The sequence below is a fragment of the Burkholderia territorii genome (genome assembly GCF_001718335.1).
Taxonomy (GTDB): Bacteria; Pseudomonadota; Gammaproteobacteria; order Burkholderiales; family Burkholderiaceae; genus Burkholderia; species Burkholderia territorii.
This window is the reverse complement of sequence record NZ_CP013366.1, coordinates 1184256-1205187: the sequence shown is the minus strand read 5'-3', so window position 1 is coordinate 1205187 and position 20932 is coordinate 1184256. Positions and strand designations below refer to the sequence as shown.

Sequence of the window (20932 nt, the reverse complement as noted above, 5' to 3'; positions counted from 1 at the left end):
TCTAGTTGCCTTCGTTGATCACGAAGACTTGTGGATCGACGAGCATCATCATCATCATTCCGCCGGGGAAGATGTTGTTCGTGGTGATCTCGCGTTCATTGTGCGAATGCCACATGAATGCAAAGCCCGCTTCGCTTCCCGGCGGATTCGCGATCGTGCCGCTCGGCGGCGTTGTGCCGGTCGGCGAAGTCGCGCGAATCGTCGCATCCGGGCCGAGATAGGGGCTGCCGCCATACCACGCACCGTTCGTCAGGATGTGCGAGTCGGGCAGCGTGACCGGTCCGCCGCTGCCGACGTTTCCGAACGGATGCGCTTCGAGCGCCTTGTTGTGGTCCGCGCACCATTCGTAATAGTTCGGCGCCTTCGGGTCGGCGGTGTAGTAGCCGTTCGCATCGGGAATGCAGACGCTGCCGTCGCCAGGCTTGTGCCCGTAGATGTCCCAGTTGAGTCCCTTGCCGGTCCAGTAGAAGATGCCGTCCAGGGTTTCGCCGGGCGTCGTGGTCGTGGTGAACAGCAACGGGCCCGCGACCTTGGTCGCGTCCGACTTGGAAAGCAGCAGGTTCCCGTCGCGTGCGAGCACGCGAACGTGATTGCCGTGCTCGTGGAACGGATGCTGCCAGCGGCCCGTGCCGATGATTCGCAACAGCACCAGCTCGCCGGGGTGCATATGCGGATTGCCGTTGTAGGGCTGATGCGGATACTGCATCGCGTAGTTCGGATCCATGTCGTCGGGCATCGAGCGGCCGTTGATCATGAAGTACGCGGGGTGATAAGGCTCCGTCTCGACGGTCATGCAGCCCGTCGGCAACGCGCACGTCTTCGCGGCCTCCTGCTCGGCCTGCGCATGGATGCGCGGGTCCATTTCGGAGAACTGAAAGAGATACTCGCGGTCGTAGCAGGCCGAGCCATGGTTGTACGCCGCCGCCGCGTTGCGGTAGTCCGGCTGGCCGTCGGGCAGCGTCGCGGCGACGGCGCGGCACCCTGCCGGCACGGCAAGCACGCCCGGCGCCGATGTCGGCAACACGATGATCGCGCCGTAGAGGCCCATCTCGATCTGAAGGTCGCCCCGAGTGCCACTGTAGTAGGCATGCGTGCCGGGTGTGGCCGCAACGAAACTGTAGGTGACCGTGTTGCCATGCGTCGCCTCGCGCGTGAGCAGTCCGGGCACGCCGGTGAGCGCGGCCGGACACGAGCCGTCGGGATTGAGCGCCGCCGCGCACACCTGGAATCCCTGAAACAGGATCGACGTGTTGCCCGCCGCTGCGGGCAGGTTGTTCGTGAGCGTCACCGTGATCACGTCGCCCTGCCGCACGATCAATGTCGGGCCGGGAATCTGCATGCTGGGGCAACTCGCGCCCGTGATGCCCGCCGGCGAGAATCCCGCCGGTGCCGTGCGGCAGCCGTAGCCCCACGAATAGACGCTCGATCCGTCGGGCTGGCTGATCCGGCTCGCTTCCGCGCTCAGGTCGAAATGCGTGCCGGTGATGCCCGGCGCGGCGGCCAGAACCGGCCCGCAGAGCAATACGGCAAGCATTGCGACGGCGAGACGTACGAGCAATCCGGCACCCGTACGCATTGCGGTCCGGATGTCATGAGTGAAGTGGCCCACGATATTTCTCCTAGATGCAGGACTTCGTAGCCGGGTCGAGCGCGGCGGGACAGATGCGGACCTCCGTCATCAGTCCCCCGAAGTTCTCGGCGTCGTTCGACAGGTGATCGAGATTCGGCGTGTAGAGGTAGTAGACCGACCCGGGCGCGTACATCGTCGTGTCGCTCGCATCCAGAATCACGTCGATGGATTCACCGCCGCCGAGCGTGATCGAATTCGTGTAGTAAGTCATGTCGTTGCCGGCCATGTCGCGCAACAGCCGGGCGTTGACGCCGATCACATGCATCCTCACGCCCAGCGACGCGAGCGTCTGGAATTCGGTGACGTCGAGATCGGAAATCCTGAGCAACGCCCTGCCCCCGGCCGGGATGTTGATGATGGTCGGCAGCGGTTGCGAAACGTGCGCCGTGCCGTCGGCCACCGGCGTCTGCATCGGCCCAGGGGTCACCGTGTCCGGATAGCTGCGCCCGTTGAGCATGAAGTACTTGTCCTTCATGTCGGTGAACGGTTCCGGATTGAACGTCATCCCCACGAAATGGAAGTTCGGATCGAAGCCGTGTATCTGCACCGGATACTCGACGTCGTACGCGGTCGACCCGTCGCCGTCGTTGTATGCGTAGAGCGTCGGCTTGCCGCTCTTGTCGTTGGCGTGCAGCACGCCGTTCGAAGGCGGCAGGGGCGTCGAGCACAGAATGTCGTTGCCGCACCGGGTGCGAAGATCGCCTTGCTGCGCGACCAGCGCGGCGTATAGCGACTTGCCGAACGGCACCCGGTTCTGGCGCGGCCGCACGAAGACCTGGCCGACCATCCCCATCTGGAGGTGCTCCGGCGGCGTGATGTGGCAGTGCCAGAAGTAGGTGCCCGCATCGGGCGCGAGATAGTAATAGGTGAAGCTGGCACCGATGTTGATCGCCACCGACGCATCCGGCACGCCGTCATAGAACGACGACGCATTCGGATAACCGTGGAAGTGCACCGTGTGCTGCTCGAACAAGTCGGGGCGCATGATCATGCCGACGTTCGTGAGCGTCAGGAAGAACTCGTCGTCCTCGTCGATCGCCATCTCGGGCGCCGGCATGTTGCCGTTCATCACGCCGATATCCATGATCGCCCGCGGATCCACATGGCCGGTCAACTGGCCCGGCGGCGACGATTCCGGGTCGGGCACGAGGCCGACCGCTCCGTTGTAGGCCGGATCCGTTCTCGGATCGCCGACCGTGTTGAACACCGCCGCGAACTCCGTACCGGCGCGGCCGGCCTGGATGTCGGCAATGCCGGACAACGGGCCGAAGGCAAACAGATACGTCTGCGTGCCGTCGGCCATGGTGGCGTACCCGTCGCCGCCGGAGATCTGTTGACACTTGATGGCGCCGTTGACGATACCGGTCGGCACGGAGGTCTGCCCGGTGAAGGACGGTCCGGTGTAGGCGGGTTCCACGCTGCCGGCCGGCAGCGCCGTCGGATGAGACGGCGTGGTGAACGGACATTGAACGCGAAACGTTTGTGCAAACGATGGAACGGCGCACATCAGGAGCAACAGTGCCGCCGCACTGCTGCAACACGCGCGGGTACTGAACATATGACCTCCATCCAAGGGGTCCGCCAGCGACACGCGCTGGCCGTCATGCTCTGCTGCAGACGCGAGCCGCGAAGCTTTCACGGCCCGTACCGGCATTCTGCAGACACGCAGGACGGGCCGGGATGGGTCACCCTCCTACTTTTGCATAGGGGGTCCCCGGCGAATGGCACGCATCGTTTTCCGTATGACCGGCGCGCATTCGCGCTGAATGACGGGCGTGCGGCAGCCGCACGGCGATGGCGCGCGAAGCGGATCGAAACGACGGAATCGCCGGCTGGCGCCGAACGACGCAGCGGGGCTGCAAGGGGCGGGATAACGGGTGACGCGGTAGACTTCGCAGTGGCGCAACGACGGCGTTGGCGCCGGGGTGGCGGGCTCGCCGGCCCGCGCAGGAAAGGCAACGGGCAAAAAAAAGCGCCACGGAGACCGTGGCGCTAAAAAAGTTCTAGCCATTCCGAGGGCCGTGCTAGAACCTGAGAGACTGCGCGAAACACCGTCGCCGGTTAAACTCCTGAAACGATGTTTCGAAAACGTGAGACATTCTTTCCGTTTCCGCCCGACAAGTCAAGCGGTATTTGCACCGGTCTGTTCACTTTCCGGCGATGCTCATTTGAATACTTTCCTAATAAACCAAGGGTGAACCCGTAAAATCTCATCCGATGAACGATTCACCCATGGAACATGCATCTTTTGACAATCATCCTACAATACCAACAAAATTGAAATCGAGTTTCGGAAATAGAGAGAATCCCTCGTGTCGACACCTGTAACGCCTCCCGCGCCCCGAGATCGCGAATCGTCGCCGGACGAGATCACCGCGCTCGCGCGCGGCCTCGCCGTGCTGCGGCGCATCGCGGCCGCCGACGCCCCGGTCAGCAACCGCGAGCTCACCGAATTGACGGGCATCCCGAAGCCGACCGTGTCGCGCATCACGGCAACGCTCGTGAGCGCCGGTTTCCTGTTCCAGTTGCCGGACAGCGAGCGCTTCGTGCTGACCGCATCGGTGCTGGAGCTGAGCCACGGCTTCCTGCGCAACTTCGACATCCGCGCGCGCTCGCGGCCGTTCATGATCGAACTCGCCGAGCGCACGTCGCTGTCGGTGCACCTCGCGGTGCGCGATCGCCTCGACATGGTCGCGATCGACGTGATCCGGCCGCGCTCGGCCGTGCTCGTCACGCGCCTGGAGATCGGCTCGCGGATGGACATCGCGCGCACCGCGGTCGGCCGCGCGTATCTCGCGGCACTGGAGGACGACGAGCGCCGCGCGCTGCTCGACGCGCTGCGCGCGACGGCCGGCGACGACTGGCCGCACATATCGGCGCGCCTGACCCCGGGCGTCGAGGACGCGATGCGCGCCGGTCACGCAATCGCGATCGGCGAATGGCGCGAAGGGCTGAACGCGGTCGCAGCCGGTTTCGTCGGTCCGTCCGGCCAGCGCTATTCGGTGAACTGCGGCGGCGCTTCCAGTCAGTGCCCGCCCGAATGGCTGCAGGAACACGTCGTGCCCGCGCTGCACGAATGCATTGCCAAAATCACCCGCGAGATCGGCGGCGCACCGGCCCGGCGCAGTGGCGCGTAATCGATTCGTCATCGCGCTGTCGCGTTCTGTAACGACCGTAACCCGTTGAAAGATAGGCCACTGGACTGTAACGGGGACGGGACGTAGGATCATGCCCATCGTCGCGCCGCATTCGCGGCGCGCACCGCTCTTTTCAATTCCCGCGCGGATCGCCAGGGCCCGGACCGAGCCGGCCCACCGGCACCGCATGCCCACGCGCCGCCCCAGGGCCCGACTCCCGGCCCGCCGCGCCGTCTTCCTGACAGAACACGATGGACAACCAACAAAAGCCCACGCCCCCTTCGAAGGATCCCGCCTCCCCTGCCGCGCGCCGCCCGCGCCGCACGCTGGCGATCGGGACGCTCGCGGTCGTCGTCATCGGCGGCTTGCTGTGGTGGCACCCGTGGAACCGCACGCCGGCCGACGCGTCCGCCACGGGCGGCGCGGCCTCCGGCGCAAGTGCCGCCGGCGGCCATCGCGGCCGCGGCGGCCCCGCCGCCATGGCGAACGTTCCGCAACCCGTCGCGGTCGCGACCGCGACACAAGGCGAGATGCCGATCGTGCTGTCCGCGCTCGGCACCGTGACGCCGCTCGCAAACGTGACGGTCAAGACCCAGTTGTCGGGTTATCTGCAGTCGGTCGCATTCCAGGAAGGCCAGATCGTCAAGAAAGGCGACCTGCTCGCGCAGATCGACCCGCGCCCGTACCAGGTCGCGCTCGAGAATGCCGAAGGCACGCATGCGCGCGATTCCGCGCTGCTCGCGACGGCCCGCCTCGACCTGAAGCGCTATCAGACCCTGCTGTCGCAGGACTCGATCGCGTCGCAGACGGTCGACACCCAGGCGTCGCTCGTCAAGCAATACGAAGGGACGGTCAAGACCGACCAGGCGGCGATCGATTCCGCGAAACTGAACCTCGCGTATGCGCGCATCACGGCGCCGGTGTCGGGCCGCGTCGGCCTGCGTCAGGTCGACCCCGGCAACTACGTGACGCCGGGCGACACGAACGGCATCGTCGTGATCACGCAACTGCAGCCGATGAGCGTGATCTTCACGACCTCGGAGGACAACCTGCCGCAAATCCTCAAGCAGGTGAACGCGGGCCGGAAACTGTCGGTCACCGCGTACAACCGCAACAACACGGTGCCGCTCGAGACGGGTTCGCTCGAAACGCTCGACAACCAGATCGACACGAGCACCGGCACCGTCAAGCTGCGCGCGACCTTCGACAACAAGGAAGGCCTGCTGTTTCCGAATCAGTTCGTGAACACGCGGCTGCTGGTCGACGTGATGCGCAATGCGACGATCGTGCCGACCGCCGCCGTGCTGACGGGCTCGATCGGCCAGTTCGTATACATCGTGAAACCCGACAACACGGTGACGGTGCGCAAGGTCACGACCGGCCCGGTCGACGGTGAGCGCACGAGCATCGTCAGCGGCGTCGCGATCGGCGAGCGCGTGGTCACCGACGGCTCCGACCGGTTGCGCGAAGGCGCGAAGATCACCATCCCGGCCGACAAGCCGAAAGGCGCATCCGGTGCGCATGGCGCCGGCGCGGCGTCCGGCGCATCGGGCGCATCGGGTACGGCCGCCCACCGCGGCGGACACAAGCACGGCGCGTCGCAGGCAGCGGCCCCCGCGGCCCAGTAACGCGCGGGCCGCTCGATGAATCCATCCCGCCTCTTCATTCTCCGTCCGGTCGGCACCGCCCTCCTGATGGCGGCGATCATGCTGGCCGGCCTCGTCGCGCTGCGCTTCCTGCCGCTCGCCGCGCTGCCCGAAGTCGACTACCCGACGATCCAGGTCCAGACCTTCTATCCGGGCGCGAGCCCGGAGGTGATGACGTCGTCGGTCACCGCGCCGCTCGAGCGGCAGTTTGGCCAGATGCCGTCGCTGAACCAGATGTCGTCGCAAAGCTCGGCGGGCGCGTCGGTGATCACGCTGCAGTTCTCGCTCGACCTGCCGCTCGACGTCGCCGAACAGGAAGTGCAGGCCGCGATCAACGCGGCTGGCAACCTGTTGCCGTCCGATCTGCCGGCCCCGCCGATCTACGCAAAGGTCAACCCGGCCGACGCGCCGGTGCTGACGCTCGCCATCACGTCGAAGACCTTGCCGCTCACGCAGGTGCAGGACCTGACCGACACGCGCCTCGCGATGAAGATCTCGCAGATCGCCGGTGTCGGCCTCGTCAGCCTGTCGGGCGGCAACCGGCCGGCCGTGCGGATCCAGGCGAACCCGACCGCGCTCGCGAAATACGGGATGAACCTCGACGATCTGCGCACGACGATCTCGAACCTGAACGTGAACACGCCGAAGGGCAACTTCGACGGCCCGACGCGCGCGTACACGATCAACGCGAACGACCAGCTCACCAGCGCGGACCAATACAACGACGCGGTCGTCGCGTACAAGAGCGGCCGTCCGGTGATGCTGACCGACGTCGCGAAGGTCGTCGCCGGCTCGGAGAACACCAAGCTCGGCGCGTGGGTGAACTCGGAGCCCGCGATCATCCTGAACGTGCAGCGCCAGCCGGGCGCGAACGTGATCGCGACCGTCGACGCGATCAAGGCGCAGTTGCCGAAGCTGCAGGAGACGCTGCCCGCCGCGCTCGACGTGCAGATCGTCACCGATCGCACGACGATGATCCGCGCGGCCGTGCGCGACGTGCAGTTCGAGCTGCTGCTCGCGGTCGCGCTGGTCGTGCTGGTGATGTACCTGTTCCTCGCGAACGTCTATGCGACGATCATCCCGAGCCTGTCGGTGCCGCTGTCGCTGATCGGTACGCTCGCGGTGATGTACATGGCCGGTTTCTCGCTGAACAACCTGTCGTTGATGGCGCTCACCATCGCGACCGGCTTCGTCGTCGACGATGCGATCGTGATGATCGAGAACATCGCGCGCTACGTCGAGGAAGGCGATTCCGGTCTCGAGGCGGCGTTGAAGGGCTCGCGGCAGATCGGCTTCACGATCATCTCGCTGACGGTGTCGCTGATCGCGGTGCTGATTCCGCTGCTGTTCATGGGCGACGTGGTCGGCCGGCTGTTCCACGAATTCGCGATCACGCTCGCGGTGACGATCGTGATCTCGGCGATCGTGTCGCTCACGCTCGTGCCGATGATGTGCGCGAAGCTGCTGCGCCATTCGCCGCCGCCCGAAAGCCACCGCTTCGAGGCGCGCGTGCACCGCGCGATCGACTGGGTGATCGCGCGCTACGCGGTCGCGCTCGAATGGGTGCTGAACCGCCAGCGCTCGACGCTCGTCGTCGCGCTGCTGACGCTCGCACTCACTGCCCTGCTCTACGTATTCGTGCCGAAAGGCTTCTTCCCCGCGCAGGATACCGGCGTGATCCAGGCGATCACGCAGGCGCCGCAGTCGATTTCGTACGGCGCGATGGCCGAACGCCAGCAGGCGCTCGCGGCCGAGATCCTGAAGGATCCGAACGTCGAGAGCCTCACGTCGTTCATCGGCGTCGACGGCAGCAACATCACGCTGAACAGCGGCCGGATGCTAATCAACCTGAAGGCACGCGACGAGCGCTCCGAGTCGGCCGCGCAGATCATCCGCGACCTGCAGCAGCGCGTCGCGGACGTGACCGGCATCACGCTGTTCATGCAGTCGGTGCAGGACCTGACGATCGACTCGACCGTGAGCCCGACGCAGTATCAGTTCATGCTGACGAGCCCGAACCCCGACGAGTTCGCGACCTGGGTGCCGAAGCTCGTCACGCGGCTGCAGAAGGAGCCGTCGCTCGCCGACGTCGCGACCGACCTGCAGAGCAACGGCCAGTCGGTCTACATCGAGATCGACCGCGCAAGCGCCGCGCGCTTCGGCATCACGCCCGCGACCGTCGACAATGCGCTGTACGACGCGTTCGGCCAGCGCATCGTGTCGACCATCTTCACGCAGTCGAACCAGTACCGCGTGATTCTCGAGTCGGAGCCGAAGGAGCAGCATTACGCCGAATCGCTGAACGACATCTACCTGCCGTCGGCGGGCGGCGGCCAGGTGCCGCTGTCGTCGATCGCGTCGTTCCACGAACGGCCGTCGCCGCTGCTGGTCGCGCACCTGTCGCAGTTCCCGTCGACGACGGTCTCGTTCAACCTCGCACCGGGCGCGTCGCTCGGCGAGGCCGTGAAGGCGATCGCGGCCGCCGAGAAGGACATCGGCCTGCCCGGCTCGTTCCAGACGCGCTTCCAGGGCGCGGCGCTCGCGTTCCAGGCGTCGCTGTCGAACCAGCTGTTCCTGATCCTCGCGGCGGTCGTCACGATGTACATCGTGCTCGGCGTGCTGTACGAGAGCTACATCCATCCGATCACGATCCTGTCGACGCTGCCGTCGGCCGGCGTCGGCGCGCTGCTCGCGCTGATGATCACCGGGCACGACCTCGACATCATCGGGATCATCGGGATCGTGCTGCTGATCGGCATCGTGAAGAAGAACGCGATCATGATGATCGACTTCGCGCTCGAGGCCGAGCGCGTCGAAGGCAAGCCGCCGCGCGAGGCGATCTATCAGGCGTGCCTGCTGCGCTTCCGGCCGATCCTGATGACCACGCTCGCCGCGCTGCTCGGCGCGGTGCCGCTGATCGTCGGCGCGGGCGCCGGCTCCGAGCTGCGCCAGCCGCTCGGGATCGCGATCGCGGGCGGGCTGATCGTGTCGCAGGTGCTCACGCTGTTTACGACGCCGGTGATCTATCTCGGCTTCGACAGCCTCGCGCGCCGCGTACGCGGCTGGTTCGAGCGGCACGGCCCCGGCCGCGACGCAGGCAAGCAAACGGGCGCGTAAGCGATGAACCTGTCGCGCCCCTTCATCACCCGCCCCGTCGCGACGACGCTGCTCGCGCTCGGCGTCGCGCTCGCCGGCCTGTTCGCGTTCATCAAGCTGCCGGTGTCGCCGCTGCCGCAGGTCGACTTCCCGACCATTTCGGTGCAGGCGTCGCTGCCCGGCGCGAGCCCCGAGACGGTCGCGACCAGCGTGACGAGCCCGCTCGAGCGGCACCTCGGCTCGATCGCCGACGTCAGCGAAATGACGTCGACCAGCACCGTCGGCAACGCGCGGATCATCCTGCAGTTCGGGCTGAACCGCGACATCGACGGCGCCGCGCGCGACGTGCAGGCCGCGATCAATGCGGCGCGCGCCGACCTGCCCGCGTCGCTCAAGAGCAACCCGACGTACCGCAAGGTCAACCCGGCCGATTCGCCGATCATGGTCGTGTCGCTCACGTCGGAAACGTCGTCGCCCGCGAAGCTGTACGACGCCGCGTCGACGGTGCTGCAGCAGTCGCTGTCGCAGATCGACGGCGTCGGCCAGGTCTCGGTGAGCGGCTCCGCGAATCCGGCCGTGCGTGTCGAGCTCGAGCCTCATGCGCTGTTCCACTACGGGATCGGCCTCGAGGACGTGCGCGCCGCGCTCGCGTCCGCGAACGCGAACAGCCCGAAAGGCGCGATCGAATTCGGCCCGAAGCGCTACCAGCTCTACACGAACGACCAGGCGTCGCAGGCGTCGCAGTACAGCGACCTGGTCGTCGCGTACCGCAACGGCGCGGCCGTGCGGCTGTCCGACCTGTCCGAGGTCGTCGACGGCGTCGAGGACCTCCGCAACCTGGGCCTGTCGAACGGCAAGCGCGCGGTGCTCGTGATCCTCTACCGCTCGCCCGGCGCGAACATCATCGAGACGATCGACCGCGTGCGCGCGGCGCTGCCGCAGCTCACCGCGTCGCTGCCGGCCGACATCACGGTGACGCCGGTGCTCGATCGTTCGACGACGATCCGCGCGTCGCTGAAGGACACCGAGCACACGCTGCTGATCGCGGTGAGCCTGGTCGTGATGGTCGTGTTCCTGTTCCTGCGCAACTGGCGCGCGACGCTGATTCCGAGCGTCGCCGTGCCGATCTCGATCATCGGCACGTTCGGCGCGATGTACCTGCTCGGCTTCTCGATCGACAACCTGTCGCTGATGGCGCTGATCGTCGCGACCGGCTTCGTCGTCGACGATGCGATCGTCGTGCTCGAGAACATCACGCGCCACATCGAGAACGGCAAGCCGCGGCTGCAGGCCGCCTTCGACGGTGCGCGCGAGGTCGGCTTCACCGTGCTGTCGATGAGCATTTCGCTCGTCGCGGTGTTCCTGCCGATCCTGCTGATGGGCGGCATCGTCGGGCGCCTGTTCCGCGAATTCGCACTGACGCTGTCGCTCGCGATCGGCGTGTCGCTGGCCGTTTCGCTGACGGTCACGCCGATGATGTGCGCGCGGCTGCTACGCGAGCCGCACGAGGTGCGCGAGGAAGGCCGCCTCGGCCGGTTCCTCGAGCGCTTCTTCACGCGGATGCAGCGGGGCTACGAGCGCACGCTGTCGTGGGCGCTGCGCCGCCCGCTGCTGGTCCTGCTGATCCTGTTCGCGACGATCGGCCTGAACGTCTATCTGTATATCGTCGTGCCGAAGGGCTTCTTCCCGCAGCAGGACACCGGGTTGATGATCGGCGGCATCCAGGCCGACCAGTCGACGTCGTTCCAGGCGATGAAGCTGAAGTTCTCCGAAATGATGCGGATCGTGCAGTCGAATCCGAACGTGAAGAGCGTCGCCGGCTTCACCGGCGGCACGCAGACCAACTCGGGCTTCATGTTCGTCACGCTGAAGGACCGCACCGAGCGCAAGCTGTCGGCCGACCAGGTGATCCAGCAACTGCGCAAGCCGCTGTCGGACGTCGCGGGTGCGCGCACGTTCCTGCAGGCCGCGCAGGACATTCGCGTCGGCGGCCGGCAGAGCAGCGCGCAATATCAGTTCACGCTGCTCGGCGATTCGAGCGCCGAGCTGTACAAGTGGGGGCCGCTGTTGACCGAGGCGCTGCAAAAGCGCGCCGAGCTGACCGACGTGAACTCCGACCAGCAGCAAGGCGGCCTCGAGGCGATGGTCACGATCGATCGCGCGACCGCCGCGCGGCTCGGCATCAAGCCCGCGCAGATCGACAACACGCTGTACGACGCGTTCGGCCAGCGCCAGGTCTCGACGATCTACAACCCGCTGAACCAGTATCACGTTGTGATGGAGGTCGCGCCGAAATACTGGCAGAGCCCCGAGATGCTGAACCAGGTATGGATCAGCACGTCGGGCGGCAGCGCGAACGGCTCGCAGACGACCAACGCCGCGGCCGGCACCTTCGTCGCGACCTCGGCCGGCACGTCGAGCGCCGGCACGGCCGCCACCAGCGCCGCGGCGATCGCGTCCGATTCCGCGCGCAACCAGGCGCTGAACTCGATCGCGTCGAGCGGCAAGTCGAGCGCGTCGTCGGGCGCGGCGGTGTCGACGTCGAAGTCGACGATGATCCCGCTGTCCGCGATCGCGACCTTCGGCCCGAGCACGACGCCGCTGTCGGTCAACCACCAGGGGTTGTTCGTCGCGACGACGATCTCGTTCAACCTGCCGCCGGGCGTGTCGCTGTCGCAGGCGACGCAGGTGATCTACCAGACGATGGCGCAGATCGGCGTGCCGCCGACGATCGTCGGCAGCTTCCAGGGCACCGCGCAGGCGTTCCAGCAGTCGCTGAACAACCAGCCGATCCTGATCCTCGCGGCGCTGCTGGCCGTCTACATCGTGCTCGGGATCCTGTACGAGAGCTACATCCATCCGATCACGATCCTGTCGACGCTGCCGTCGGCCGGCGTCGGCGCGCTGCTCGCGCTGCTGCTGTTCAAGACCGAGTTCAGCATCATTGCGCTGATCGGCGTGATCCTGCTGATCGGTATCGTGAAGAAGAACGCGATCATGATGGTCGACTTCGCGATCGACCAGACGCGCAACGGCAACAAGTCGTCGCTCGATGCGATCCACGAGGCGTGCCTGCTGCGCTTCCGGCCGATCATGATGACGACGATGGCGGCACTGCTCGGCGCGCTGCCGCTCGCGTTCGGCAACGGCGACGGCGCCGAGCTGCGTGCGCCGCTCGGGATCGCGATCGCCGGCGGCCTGATCATGTCGCAGGTGCTGACGCTCTATACGACGCCGGTCGTCTATCTGTACATGGACCGGTTGCGCGTGTGGGGCGAGAAGCGCCGCAACCGTCGCGGGAATTCGGGCGGGCCGGCGGTGGCGGGCGAATAAGCGAATAAGCGGGTAAGCGAATCAGCGGATAACGGCACGCGGCCGCATCGGGCGGCCGCGTCGCCGAGGCTTGCGCGCCCGCCGCGATCGGCTATCGTGTGTCCATGCCCACCCTCGCGCCGATCTCCGGGACCCGCCATGAACGTCCAGTTGAACCACACGATCGTCTGGTGCCGCGACAAGCACGCGTCGAGCCGCTTCCTCACCGAGCTGCTGGAGTTGCCGGCGCCGACGCCGTTCGGCGCGATGCTGGTCGTGCAACTCGACAACGGCGTGTCGCTCGATTTTTATGAAAAAGAGGGAGAGATCACGCCCCAACACTACGCTTTCCTGACCGACGAGGCCGGCTTCGATCGCGTGTTCGCACGCATTCGCGCACGCGGGCTGCCGCACTGGGCCGACCCTGCGAAGCGGCAGCCCGGCGACATCTACCGCCACAACGGCGGGCGCGGCGTGTATTTCGATGATCCGGACGGTCACTTCCTCGAAGTGATGACACAGCCTTACGTGCTGAACGGATAACGGAGCGTCGGCCGGCATTGCACCGGCCCACGTGGCGACACGGGCGGCGCCCTGCGTCAGACACCGCCCTGCCGTGACGCGGTGACGCCGTTACTCGGCGGCAGCGGCCGTCTTGCGCGGGCGCCGCGCGCGGGTCGCCGTCTTGCGGGCCGGTTTCTTCGGCTTGGCGCCGGTTGCGGCTTCGACAGCCGCTTCACCGGCCGATTCCGCGACCGATGCTGCTTCGTGCGACGGCTGCGCGGCAGCGGTCGCGCCACCGTGCTCGCCGGCCGTCGGCGCCGCGTGTTGCGCCGCGACGTGGCGGTCCTCAGCGTGTTCCGCGTCACGATCGCGCGCTTCGGCATGCTTGGCGCCGTCGTGCGCAGCGTCGTCCGGCTTCGCCGCCGCGTGACGGCCGGCGGCCTTCGCGTCGCCCCCCTTCTTCGCGCCGGCCTTCTTCGCCGCGCTCTTGCGCGCGCGCTTGCGGCCGTCCTTCGCGTCGCCGTGCGTCGCGTCGCCGTGCGTCTCGGCTGCTTCGTTCGCGTCGGCCGTCGCTGCCGGCACGGGCACCGCGTCGTTCACGACGTCGACGATGTCCGCCTCGTCGGCCTCGATCTGCACACTCTCTTGAACGGCCGCTTCCCTACGCTGCCCGCGATGCCGCGACTCGCGCTCGGCAGCGGCACTTTCCCCGTGGCGCCCGCCGTGACCTTGCTGTGTGCCGCCCGCTTCACGCACCGCCACCACCGGCTCGGCCACAACGGCGGGCTGGCGCGGCCGCGACACGAACGCGCCCGACTTGTCGTCGCGGCCCACTTCGAGCAGGCCGCGCGCCTGCGCTTCGTCGAGCAGGTTGCCGAACGCACGGAAACCGTAATACGACTCGTTGAAGTCCGGTTTGCGGCGCTTGATCGCGCTCTTGAGCACCGACGCCCAGATCTTGCCGACGTCGTCGCGTTCCGATGCCAGCGCATCGAACGTCTCGACCGCGAGCGCGATCGCCTCGCTCCGGCGCACTTCCAGTTCCGGCTTGCGCGACGGCTCGTCGGCGCGCTTCGCGCCGCCGTTGCCCGTACGCTGCTGTTCGCGTTTGGCCAGCGCGCGCTGCTGCTCGCGCACGAGGTCGTCGTAGAAAATGAACTCGTCGCAGTTCGCGACCAGCAGGTCCGACGTCGACTTCTTCACGCCGACCCCGATCACCTTCTTCGCGTTCTCGCGCAGCTTCGACACGAGCGGCGAGAAATCCGAATCGCCGCTGATGATCACGAACGTATCGACGTGCGATTTGGTGTAGCAGAGGTCGAGCGCGTCCACGACGAGCCGGATGTCGGCCGAATTCTTGCCGGACTGGCGCACGTGCGGAATCTCGATCAGTTCGAAGCTGGCCTCGTGCATCGACGCCTTGAAGCCCTTGTAGCGCTCCCAGTCGCAATACGCCTTCTTCACGACGATGCTGCCTTTCAGCAGCAGCCGCTCCAGCACGGGCTTGATGTCGAATTTCTCGTACTTCGCGTCGCGCACGCCGAGCGCGACGTTCTCGAAGTCGCAGAACACGGCCATGCTGACGTTGTCCAGGGGTAATGCCATGTGTACTCCAACCGGTTGGTCGCCGCGTTGTATTGCTTGGCGGCGAAAAATGCATCGCGCACATGATAGCCGGTCGGCGGGTCGATTCCGCCATCCATGCGCGCGAGCGCGCGGAAAACGGGCGCCGCGCCGGCCGTCACGGAGCGGTACCGCCCCAATTACCCGCGCGCCGCCTCCCCAAATCGACATACACTTGAGTATCGGTCGTCCGTCCCTATCTGGAAGGATGACGCATCGCGCAAGGAGCGGTTTCATGACGACGAAGGTATTGCTGATTGGCGCCACCGGCCGGACGGGCCGGGCCTGCGCGGATCTGCTGCTCGAGCAGCCGGAATTCGAGGTGACTGCGCTGGTGCGCCGGCACGGCTATGCGCTGCCGGGCGCGAAGGTCGTCGAGGCCGATCTGGCGGGCGATTTCTCGCACGCGTTCCAGGGCATCACGCACGTGATCTATGCGGCCGGCTCGGCGGAATCGGAAGGTGCGGCCGAGGAAGAGCAGATCGACCGCGACGCGGTCGCGCGCGCGGCCGAGCATGCGCTCGCGTACAACGTGCAGAAGCTGGTCGTGATCAGTTCGCTGAGCGCGTACTCGCCGGAGCGCAGCGGCGACGCGCTGCGCCATTATTCACAGATGAAGCGCGAGGGCGACGAGCGCGTGATCGCGTCGGGCATCGACTACGTGATCCTGCGCCCCGGCCCGCTCGCGGACGGCCCGGGCGTCGGCAAGATCGCGCTGACCGAGGAACTGCTCGATCCGGCGCCCCCGGTGTCGCGCCAGGATGTCGCCTGGGCCGCGATCGAGGCGATCAAGCTCGGCATTTCGCGCAAGGTCATCGGTTTCGTCGGCGGCAGCGTGCCGATCGAACAGGCATTGCGCGCGTAACGCGCGCCCGGGCCGGGCGCGATTCATCATCGTGCCGGCGGCCCGCGGCGGGCCGCCCGACTACACGCTTGGTGCCGGCGGCTTACTGCTTCGGATGCGCGTCGGCCCACGCCTTCACCGCGCCGAGCGTGTTCTCGACATGCTTGTCGGGCGACAGGCTCGTGTATTCGTACAGCACCTTCCCTTCCGGCGAAATCACGTAGGACACGCGATTCGCGCGATCGAGCGCGGGCAGCTTCGCGTCGTATTCGCGGATGATCTTCGCGTCCGGGTCGGCCGCGACCGGGAACTTGCTGCGGCACTCGCTCACCGAGAACTTCGTCAGCGTGTCGATGTTGTCCGCGGATACGCCGATCACCGTCGCGCCGTAAGCCTTGTAACGATCGACCGCATCCGCGAACGCATGCGCCTCGATCGTGCAACCCTTCGTGAACGCCGCCGGGTAGAAGTACAGCACGACCGGCCCGTGCTTCAGCGCATCGGCCAGCGAGTACGTGTAAGTCTTGCCGCCCAGCGACGCCTGCGTCGTGAAGTCGGGCGCCGTGGCGCCCGGCTTCAGCTGCGCGTGCGCCACCAGCGCATGACCGGCCACCAGCAGCGCCGCCGCGGCGCCCACCAACAGTTTTCGCTTCATCTGCGTCCTCATTTCTTATAAAGTCAGCCTCGATGTAGGCCACACCGGCGTTCGCCTGCCGAACACCTGTGTGTACGATCCGGTCAGGCGGCAGCGCCAGCCGCGACCGACCGGTTAAAGATTCCGCGCAGTCTGCCGTTATTCCTTCCGGACAGCCGGTTCCAGCCCTTCACGTCAGCGAGATACATGGAAGCCAACAGGAAACAGACGCCACGCAAGGGCTCCTGGCGCAATGCCTTGCATACGCTGCGCCGCTTCGCCTGGTCGGGCGGCGCGCTGATGCCTGCGCGCGCCGGCGCGCCGCGCCGCGACGACACCGTGCGCAACTGGCTGGAACAGACAGTCGGCACGGTCGATTTCCTCGCTCATGTCGACCGCGAGTTGCGCTTTCTCTACGTGTCCGACGCGAGCCTGCGCTTCATCGGTTATCACCGCGATTACCTGCACACGCTGACGCTGCGCGACCTGATCGCGGAACAGGATACCGCGGCGCTCGAAGGCCTGCTTGCGCGCGCCGCGCGTTCCGGCCAGGTCGAGAAGGCGACGATGTGCATCGTCAAGTCGCTCACCTATCCGCTCGACGTCGAGATTCGCGCGTTCAAGAGCCGCCACCACGGCGTGGACGGCTTCGCGATCGCGGCGTTCGACGTGTCGGCCTGGCGTGCGCTCGAGGCGCGCCTGACGTACGAAATGCACCACGACCCGATGACCGGGCTCGACAACCTGTCCGCGCTCGTGCCCGCGCTGATGCGCGCGCAACAGGCCGCCGACGAGACCGGCACCTGCGCGGCGCTGCTGCTGCTCGACCTCGACGACTATCAGCGCATCAACCGCGCGCTCGGCTACGACGCCGGCGACACGCTGCTGCGCGACACCGCGCAGCGGCTGCAGGCGCTCGTCGCGCCCGACGAGCAGCTCGCGCGCGTCGCGAGCGACAAGTTCGCGGTCGTGCTGACCGCGCCGGACCGCGCGCGCGCGAGCAACGCCGCGGACGCACTCGCGCGCCGGCTGCAGGCCGCGGTGCGCGAACCTTACGTATACCAGGGGCAGACCGTCCACCTGTCCGCGAGCATCGGTATCGCGCTGTACCCGGACGAACGCGCCGCGCCGCATCGCGCGCAGCATCACAGCCCGCTGCTGCGCCGCGCCGACCATGCGCTCGCGCAGGCCAAGGCGTCGGGCGGCAATGCGCTCGCGTTCCATGAGCCGGTCGACGATCCGGCCGACGCGGAACGACTCAAGCTCGAGGCCGACCTGTACGACGGCGTGCGCAACGGCGAGTTCTCGCTGCACTTCCAGCCGATCACGCGCAGCCAGTCGGGCGCGGTGGACGGCGTCGAGGCGCTGATCCGCTGGCGCCATCCGGTGCATGGCCTCGTGCCGCCGGCGACTTTCATTCCGCTCGCCGAATCGATCGGCCTCATCAACTACCTCGGCAACTGGGTGCTCAAGGCGGCGTGCATGCAGCTCGTCGCGTGGGATCGCCAGGGGCTCGCGCTGCAGTACGTGGCGGTCAACGTGTCGCCGCAGCAGTTCCGCGACCCGCGCTTCACGCAAAGCGTGCGCGAGGCGATCGCGCTGACGGGCATCGACCCCCGCCGCATCGTGCTGGAAATCACCGAAAGCCTGCTGATGCACGATCCGGTGCAGGCGAAGGGGCTGCTCGAGGAGCTGACCGCGCTGGGCATCCGTTTCGCGATCGACGATTTCGGTACCGGCTATTCGAGCCTCGCCTACCTGCAGCGCTTCCCGCTCGCGAAGCTGAAGATCGACCGCAGCTTCGTCGAGAACCTGCTGACGTCGCGCAACGATCGCGCAATCGTGTCGGCGGTGGTCGGCCTCGCGCAGACGCTCGATCTCGAACTCGTCGCGGAAGGCGTCGAGACCGAGGCGCAGCGGGAACTGCTGACCGAGATGGGCTGCAACCACATTCAGGGCTGGCTCGTCTGTCAGGCGCTGCCGTCCGAGGAGCTCGCGCGGCGCTTCGAGGCGCAGCAGCTGCGCCTGCACGCCGCCTGACGCGCGCGGCGAACCGGATAGATCCGTATGTCAATCACCGCACACCTGCCCCGCACCGCGCTGCTCGACAAGCTGTGGGCCCGGATGAACGAACGGGGCGACTTCCCGCTGCTGTCGGAATCGCTGCGCGCGACGATGGCCGCGATGAAGAACGACGACCTCGATTTCACCGCGCTCGTGCGCGTCGTGCTGTCGGATTTCGCACTCACGCAGAAAGTCCTGCGGCTCGCCAACTCCGCGATGTACATGGCGTTCGGCGGCAACATCACGACCGTCACGCGCGCGTTGATGGTGCTCGGCATGGACACCGTCGGCCATCTCGTCGTCGGGCTCAAGCTCGTCGACCATTTCCATCACAGCACGCCGCGCCGCATCGATGCGAAGCTCGAGCTGAACCGCGCGCTGCTGTCCGGCTGCGTCGCCCGCAAGCTGACCGAGCACGCCGAATTGCGCGGCGGGGAGGAAGCCGTCGTCTGCACGCTGATGCGCCAGGTCGGCAAGCTGCTGGTGGTCTGCTATCTCGACAGCGAATGGGATCGCATCCGCCGCCGCGCGGCCGAGCTGAACGGCGACGAAGCAGCCGCGTGCGTCGACGTGCTGGGCGTCGGCTTCGACGAAATCGGTCTCGAGGCCGCCGCGAGCTGGCGGCTGCCGGACGTGATCCGCGCCGGCATGGCCGACGGCGACGGCGGCAGCACACACGCCGCCGGCGGCGACGAGGACGACATCGACGCGGACCGCCCGCGGCCGCGCGATGCCTGCGCCGACGACAGCGCCGAGCGCGTGCGCTGGCTGCGCGCGGTGAGCCGCTGCTCGACCGACGTCGCCGGTGCGCTCGCGATGCCCGCGGGCCCGCAGCGCGATGCGCGTATCGCGGTGCTCGCGCAGCACTACGGGCAGGAGCTGGACATCGACGCCGACGCGCTGGTGGAAATCGCCGAGCGGCTCGCCCGCGAGGAAGCGAGCGACACCGTGATGCGCGAGATCGTCGAGCTGCGCGCGAACGCCGACGCGATCGCGCGGGCGCAGCCCGAACCCGAGGCATGCCTCGAAGCCGGCCTCGCGGACCTGCGCGCGCTGCCGTCCGAGCACGTGCTGACACCGGTGCTCGCGCTCGCGTCCGAGAGCCTGCTGGCGGGCCTCGCGTTCACGCGCACCGTGATGTTCGTGCGTCGTGAAGACGGTGCGTTCGCCGCGCGGCTCGGCTTCGGCCCGGACGTCGATGCGGCGCTCGAGCGGCTCAGCTTCGACGAGCGCTTCGAGCCGGACGTGTTCCATCTCGCGATCACGAACTCGGTCGGCATCTTCATCGAGCAGGCGCAGGACCCGAAGATGTTGAAGCGCCTGCCCGCGTGGTATCTCGAGGCGCTCCCCGACACGCGTGCGTTCGTGCTGCTGCCGGTACGCGTCGGCACGAAGACGGTCGGCCTGCTGTACGGCGACTGGGCCGGTGCGCAGCCGGCACGCAAGATCACGCAGCAGGAGATGAGCGTGCTCAACGAGCTTGCGCGCGAACTCGGGCGGTTCTTCCCCGCATAACGCACGCGGCACCCCAAAAGCAAACCGGCCGCAAAAGCGGCCGGCTGCATCGTGCGACGGATCGAAACGCTTACTTGAGCGTGACCGGCACGCTGAAGTACTTCTTCGCGAGGTTGTCGATCGTGCCGTCGGCCTTCAGTTCCTTCAGCGCCTGATCGAGCGCCGTCTTCAGCGCCGCATCGTTCTTGCGCAGGCCGAAACCGACGCCCGAGCCGAGGATTTCCGCATCGCTGACCGTGCCGCCCGCGAAGCCGAAGCCCTGGCCTTGCGGCTTCGTCAGGAAACCCTTCGAGCCCGCTTCCGAATCCTGGAACGTCGCGTCCAGGCGGCCCGACTTCAGGTCGGCGTAGGCGAGGTCCTGCGTCTGATACGGCACGACGTCGACGCCGGCCGGCGCCCACTTCTTCTTCGCGTACGCTTCCTGGATCGTGCCCTGCAGCACGCCGACGCGCTTGCCTTTCAGCGATTGCGGAGTCGGCAGCAGGCCGCTGCCCTGCTTCGCGATCAGCTGGTTCGGGATCGTGTAGATCGGATCGGTGAACGCGATCGCGTGCTTGCGCTGCTCGGTGATCGTCATGTCCGAGTTGATCACGTCGAACTTGCGCGCCTGCAGCGCGGGGATCAGGCCGTCGAAGTCGTTCTCGACCCACACGCACTTCGTCTTCAGCTTCGCGCACACCGCGTTGCCGATATCGATGTCGAAGCCGGTCAGCTTGCCGTCGGGCGTCTTGTATTCGAACGGCGCGTACGAGGCCTCGACGCCGAACCGGATCTCCTTCAGATCCGCAGCCATCGCGCTGCCTGCCGCCACGGCCGATGCCGCCACTACCGCATGCGCGGCCACTTTACGCCAATCCAACTTCATCAGGTGTTCTCCTCGATACTCGAATGTTCCGGAACTACGGGCGCATGCATCATTGCAGGGTC

The 20932-nt window shown here is 67.0% G+C and carries 13 protein-coding genes; 8 read left to right on the top strand and 5 right to left on the bottom strand.

Translation table 11 applies throughout. The annotated features are described in order from the left end of the window. Position 1: 1 nt before the first annotated feature. Positions 2 to 1534, bottom strand: coding sequence for a multicopper oxidase family protein (locus tag WS51_RS16270; RefSeq protein WP_230944435.1), 1533 nt, complete (start codon positions 1532 to 1534; stop codon positions 2 to 4). Positions 1535 to 1619: 85 nt separating this feature from the next. Beyond that, positions 1620 to 3188 carry a multicopper oxidase domain-containing protein gene (locus WS51_RS16265; RefSeq protein WP_059502787.1) on the bottom strand — a complete coding sequence of 523 codons (1569 nt, stop codon included), beginning with the start codon at positions 3186 to 3188 and terminating at the stop codon, positions 1620 to 1622. 754 nt (positions 3189 to 3942) lie between these two features. On the opposite strand from WS51_RS16265, the gene WS51_RS16260 reads away from it, so the two are divergent. The 5 genes from WS51_RS16260 (at position 3943) to WS51_RS16240 (ending at position 13364) form a co-directional block, all read left to right on the top strand. Continuing rightward, positions 3943 to 4767 carry an IclR family transcriptional regulator gene (locus WS51_RS16260; RefSeq protein ID WP_059451645.1) on the top strand — a complete coding sequence of 275 codons (825 nt, stop codon included), beginning with the start codon at positions 3943 to 3945 and terminating at the stop codon, positions 4765 to 4767. Positions 4768 to 5018: 251 nt separating this feature from the next. Next, positions 5019 to 6395, top strand: coding sequence for an MdtA/MuxA family multidrug efflux RND transporter periplasmic adaptor subunit (locus tag WS51_RS16255; protein ID WP_069229442.1), 1377 nt, complete (start codon positions 5019 to 5021; stop codon positions 6393 to 6395). Between the two features lie 15 nt (positions 6396 to 6410). Beyond that, positions 6411 to 9530 carry an MdtB/MuxB family multidrug efflux RND transporter permease subunit gene (locus WS51_RS16250; RefSeq protein WP_059502791.1) on the top strand — a complete coding sequence of 1040 codons (3120 nt, stop codon included), beginning with the start codon at positions 6411 to 6413 and terminating at the stop codon, positions 9528 to 9530. 3 nt (positions 9531 to 9533) lie between these two features. After that, on the top strand, positions 9534 to 12842 hold the full coding sequence (locus WS51_RS16245; protein ID WP_059502793.1) for an efflux RND transporter permease subunit: 3309 nt from the start codon (positions 9534 to 9536) through the stop codon (positions 12840 to 12842). 138 nt (positions 12843 to 12980) lie between these two features. After that, complete coding sequence (locus tag WS51_RS16240) at positions 12981 to 13364, top strand: VOC family protein (protein ID WP_059794293.1); 384 nt, start codon at positions 12981 to 12983, stop codon at positions 13362 to 13364. A gap of 90 nt (positions 13365 to 13454) precedes the next feature. Here the strand turns inward: WS51_RS16240 and WS51_RS16235 are convergent, their stop codons facing one another. Beyond that, positions 13455 to 14930: an NYN domain-containing protein gene (locus WS51_RS16235; RefSeq protein WP_069229441.1), complete on the bottom strand. Its 1476-nt coding sequence runs from the start codon at positions 14928 to 14930 to the stop codon at positions 13455 to 13457. Between the two features lie 253 nt (positions 14931 to 15183). Here WS51_RS16235 and WS51_RS16230 point away from each other — a divergent pair, with 253 nt between their 5' ends. Continuing rightward, positions 15184 to 15813: an NAD(P)H-binding protein gene (locus tag WS51_RS16230; RefSeq protein WP_059451635.1), complete on the top strand. Its 630-nt coding sequence runs from the start codon at positions 15184 to 15186 to the stop codon at positions 15811 to 15813. A gap of 82 nt (positions 15814 to 15895) precedes the next feature. Here the strand turns inward: WS51_RS16230 and WS51_RS16225 are convergent, their stop codons facing one another. Further along, positions 15896 to 16447, bottom strand: coding sequence for a peroxiredoxin (locus WS51_RS16225; protein ID WP_059502800.1), 552 nt, complete (start codon positions 16445 to 16447; stop codon positions 15896 to 15898). Between the two features lie 279 nt (positions 16448 to 16726). Here WS51_RS16225 and cdpA point away from each other — a divergent pair, with 279 nt between their 5' ends. Then, positions 16727 to 18466: a cyclic di-GMP phosphodiesterase CdpA gene (cdpA, locus tag WS51_RS16220; RefSeq protein ID WP_196483266.1), complete on the top strand. Its 1740-nt coding sequence runs from the start codon at positions 16727 to 16729 to the stop codon at positions 18464 to 18466. Positions 18467 to 18493: 27 nt separating this feature from the next. Beyond that, complete coding sequence (locus WS51_RS16215; RefSeq protein WP_059451632.1) at positions 18494 to 20005, top strand: HDOD domain-containing protein; 1512 nt, start codon at positions 18494 to 18496, stop codon at positions 20003 to 20005. A gap of 70 nt (positions 20006 to 20075) precedes the next feature. On the opposite strand, the gene WS51_RS16210 is transcribed toward WS51_RS16215, so the two are convergent. After that, positions 20076 to 20870 carry an ABC transporter substrate-binding protein gene (locus WS51_RS16210; RefSeq protein ID WP_069229440.1) on the bottom strand — a complete coding sequence of 265 codons (795 nt, stop codon included), beginning with the start codon at positions 20868 to 20870 and terminating at the stop codon, positions 20076 to 20078. Positions 20871 to 20932: the final 62 nt, after the last annotated feature.

Coding starts and splice junctions, on each gene's coding strand:
- WS51_RS16270 (WP_230944435.1), bottom strand. CDS start 1,534: ATGCTTGCCGTATTGCTCTGCGGGCCGGTTCTGGCCGCCGCGCCGGGC.
- WS51_RS16265 (WP_059502787.1), bottom strand. CDS start 3,188: ATGTTCAGTACCCGCGCGTGTTGCAGCAGTGCGGCGGCACTGTTGCTC.
- WS51_RS16255 (WP_069229442.1), top strand. CDS start 5,019: ATGGACAACCAACAAAAGCCCACGCCCCCTTCGAAGGATCCCGCCTCC.
- WS51_RS16250 (WP_059502791.1), top strand. CDS start 6,411: ATGAATCCATCCCGCCTCTTCATTCTCCGTCCGGTCGGCACCGCCCTC.
- WS51_RS16245 (WP_059502793.1), top strand. CDS start 9,534: ATGAACCTGTCGCGCCCCTTCATCACCCGCCCCGTCGCGACGACGCTG.
- WS51_RS16240 (WP_059794293.1), top strand. CDS start 12,981: ATGAACGTCCAGTTGAACCACACGATCGTCTGGTGCCGCGACAAGCAC.
- WS51_RS16235 (WP_069229441.1), bottom strand. CDS start 14,930: ATGGCATTACCCCTGGACAACGTCAGCATGGCCGTGTTCTGCGACTTC.
- WS51_RS16230 (WP_059451635.1), top strand. CDS start 15,184: ATGACGACGAAGGTATTGCTGATTGGCGCCACCGGCCGGACGGGCCGG.
- WS51_RS16225 (WP_059502800.1), bottom strand. CDS start 16,447: ATGAAGCGAAAACTGTTGGTGGGCGCCGCGGCGGCGCTGCTGGTGGCC.
- cdpA (WP_196483266.1), top strand. CDS start 16,727: ATGCCTGCGCGCGCCGGCGCGCCGCGCCGCGACGACACCGTGCGCAAC.
- WS51_RS16215 (WP_059451632.1), top strand. CDS start 18,494: ATGTCAATCACCGCACACCTGCCCCGCACCGCGCTGCTCGACAAGCTG.
- WS51_RS16210 (WP_069229440.1), bottom strand. CDS start 20,870: ATGAAGTTGGATTGGCGTAAAGTGGCCGCGCATGCGGTAGTGGCGGCA.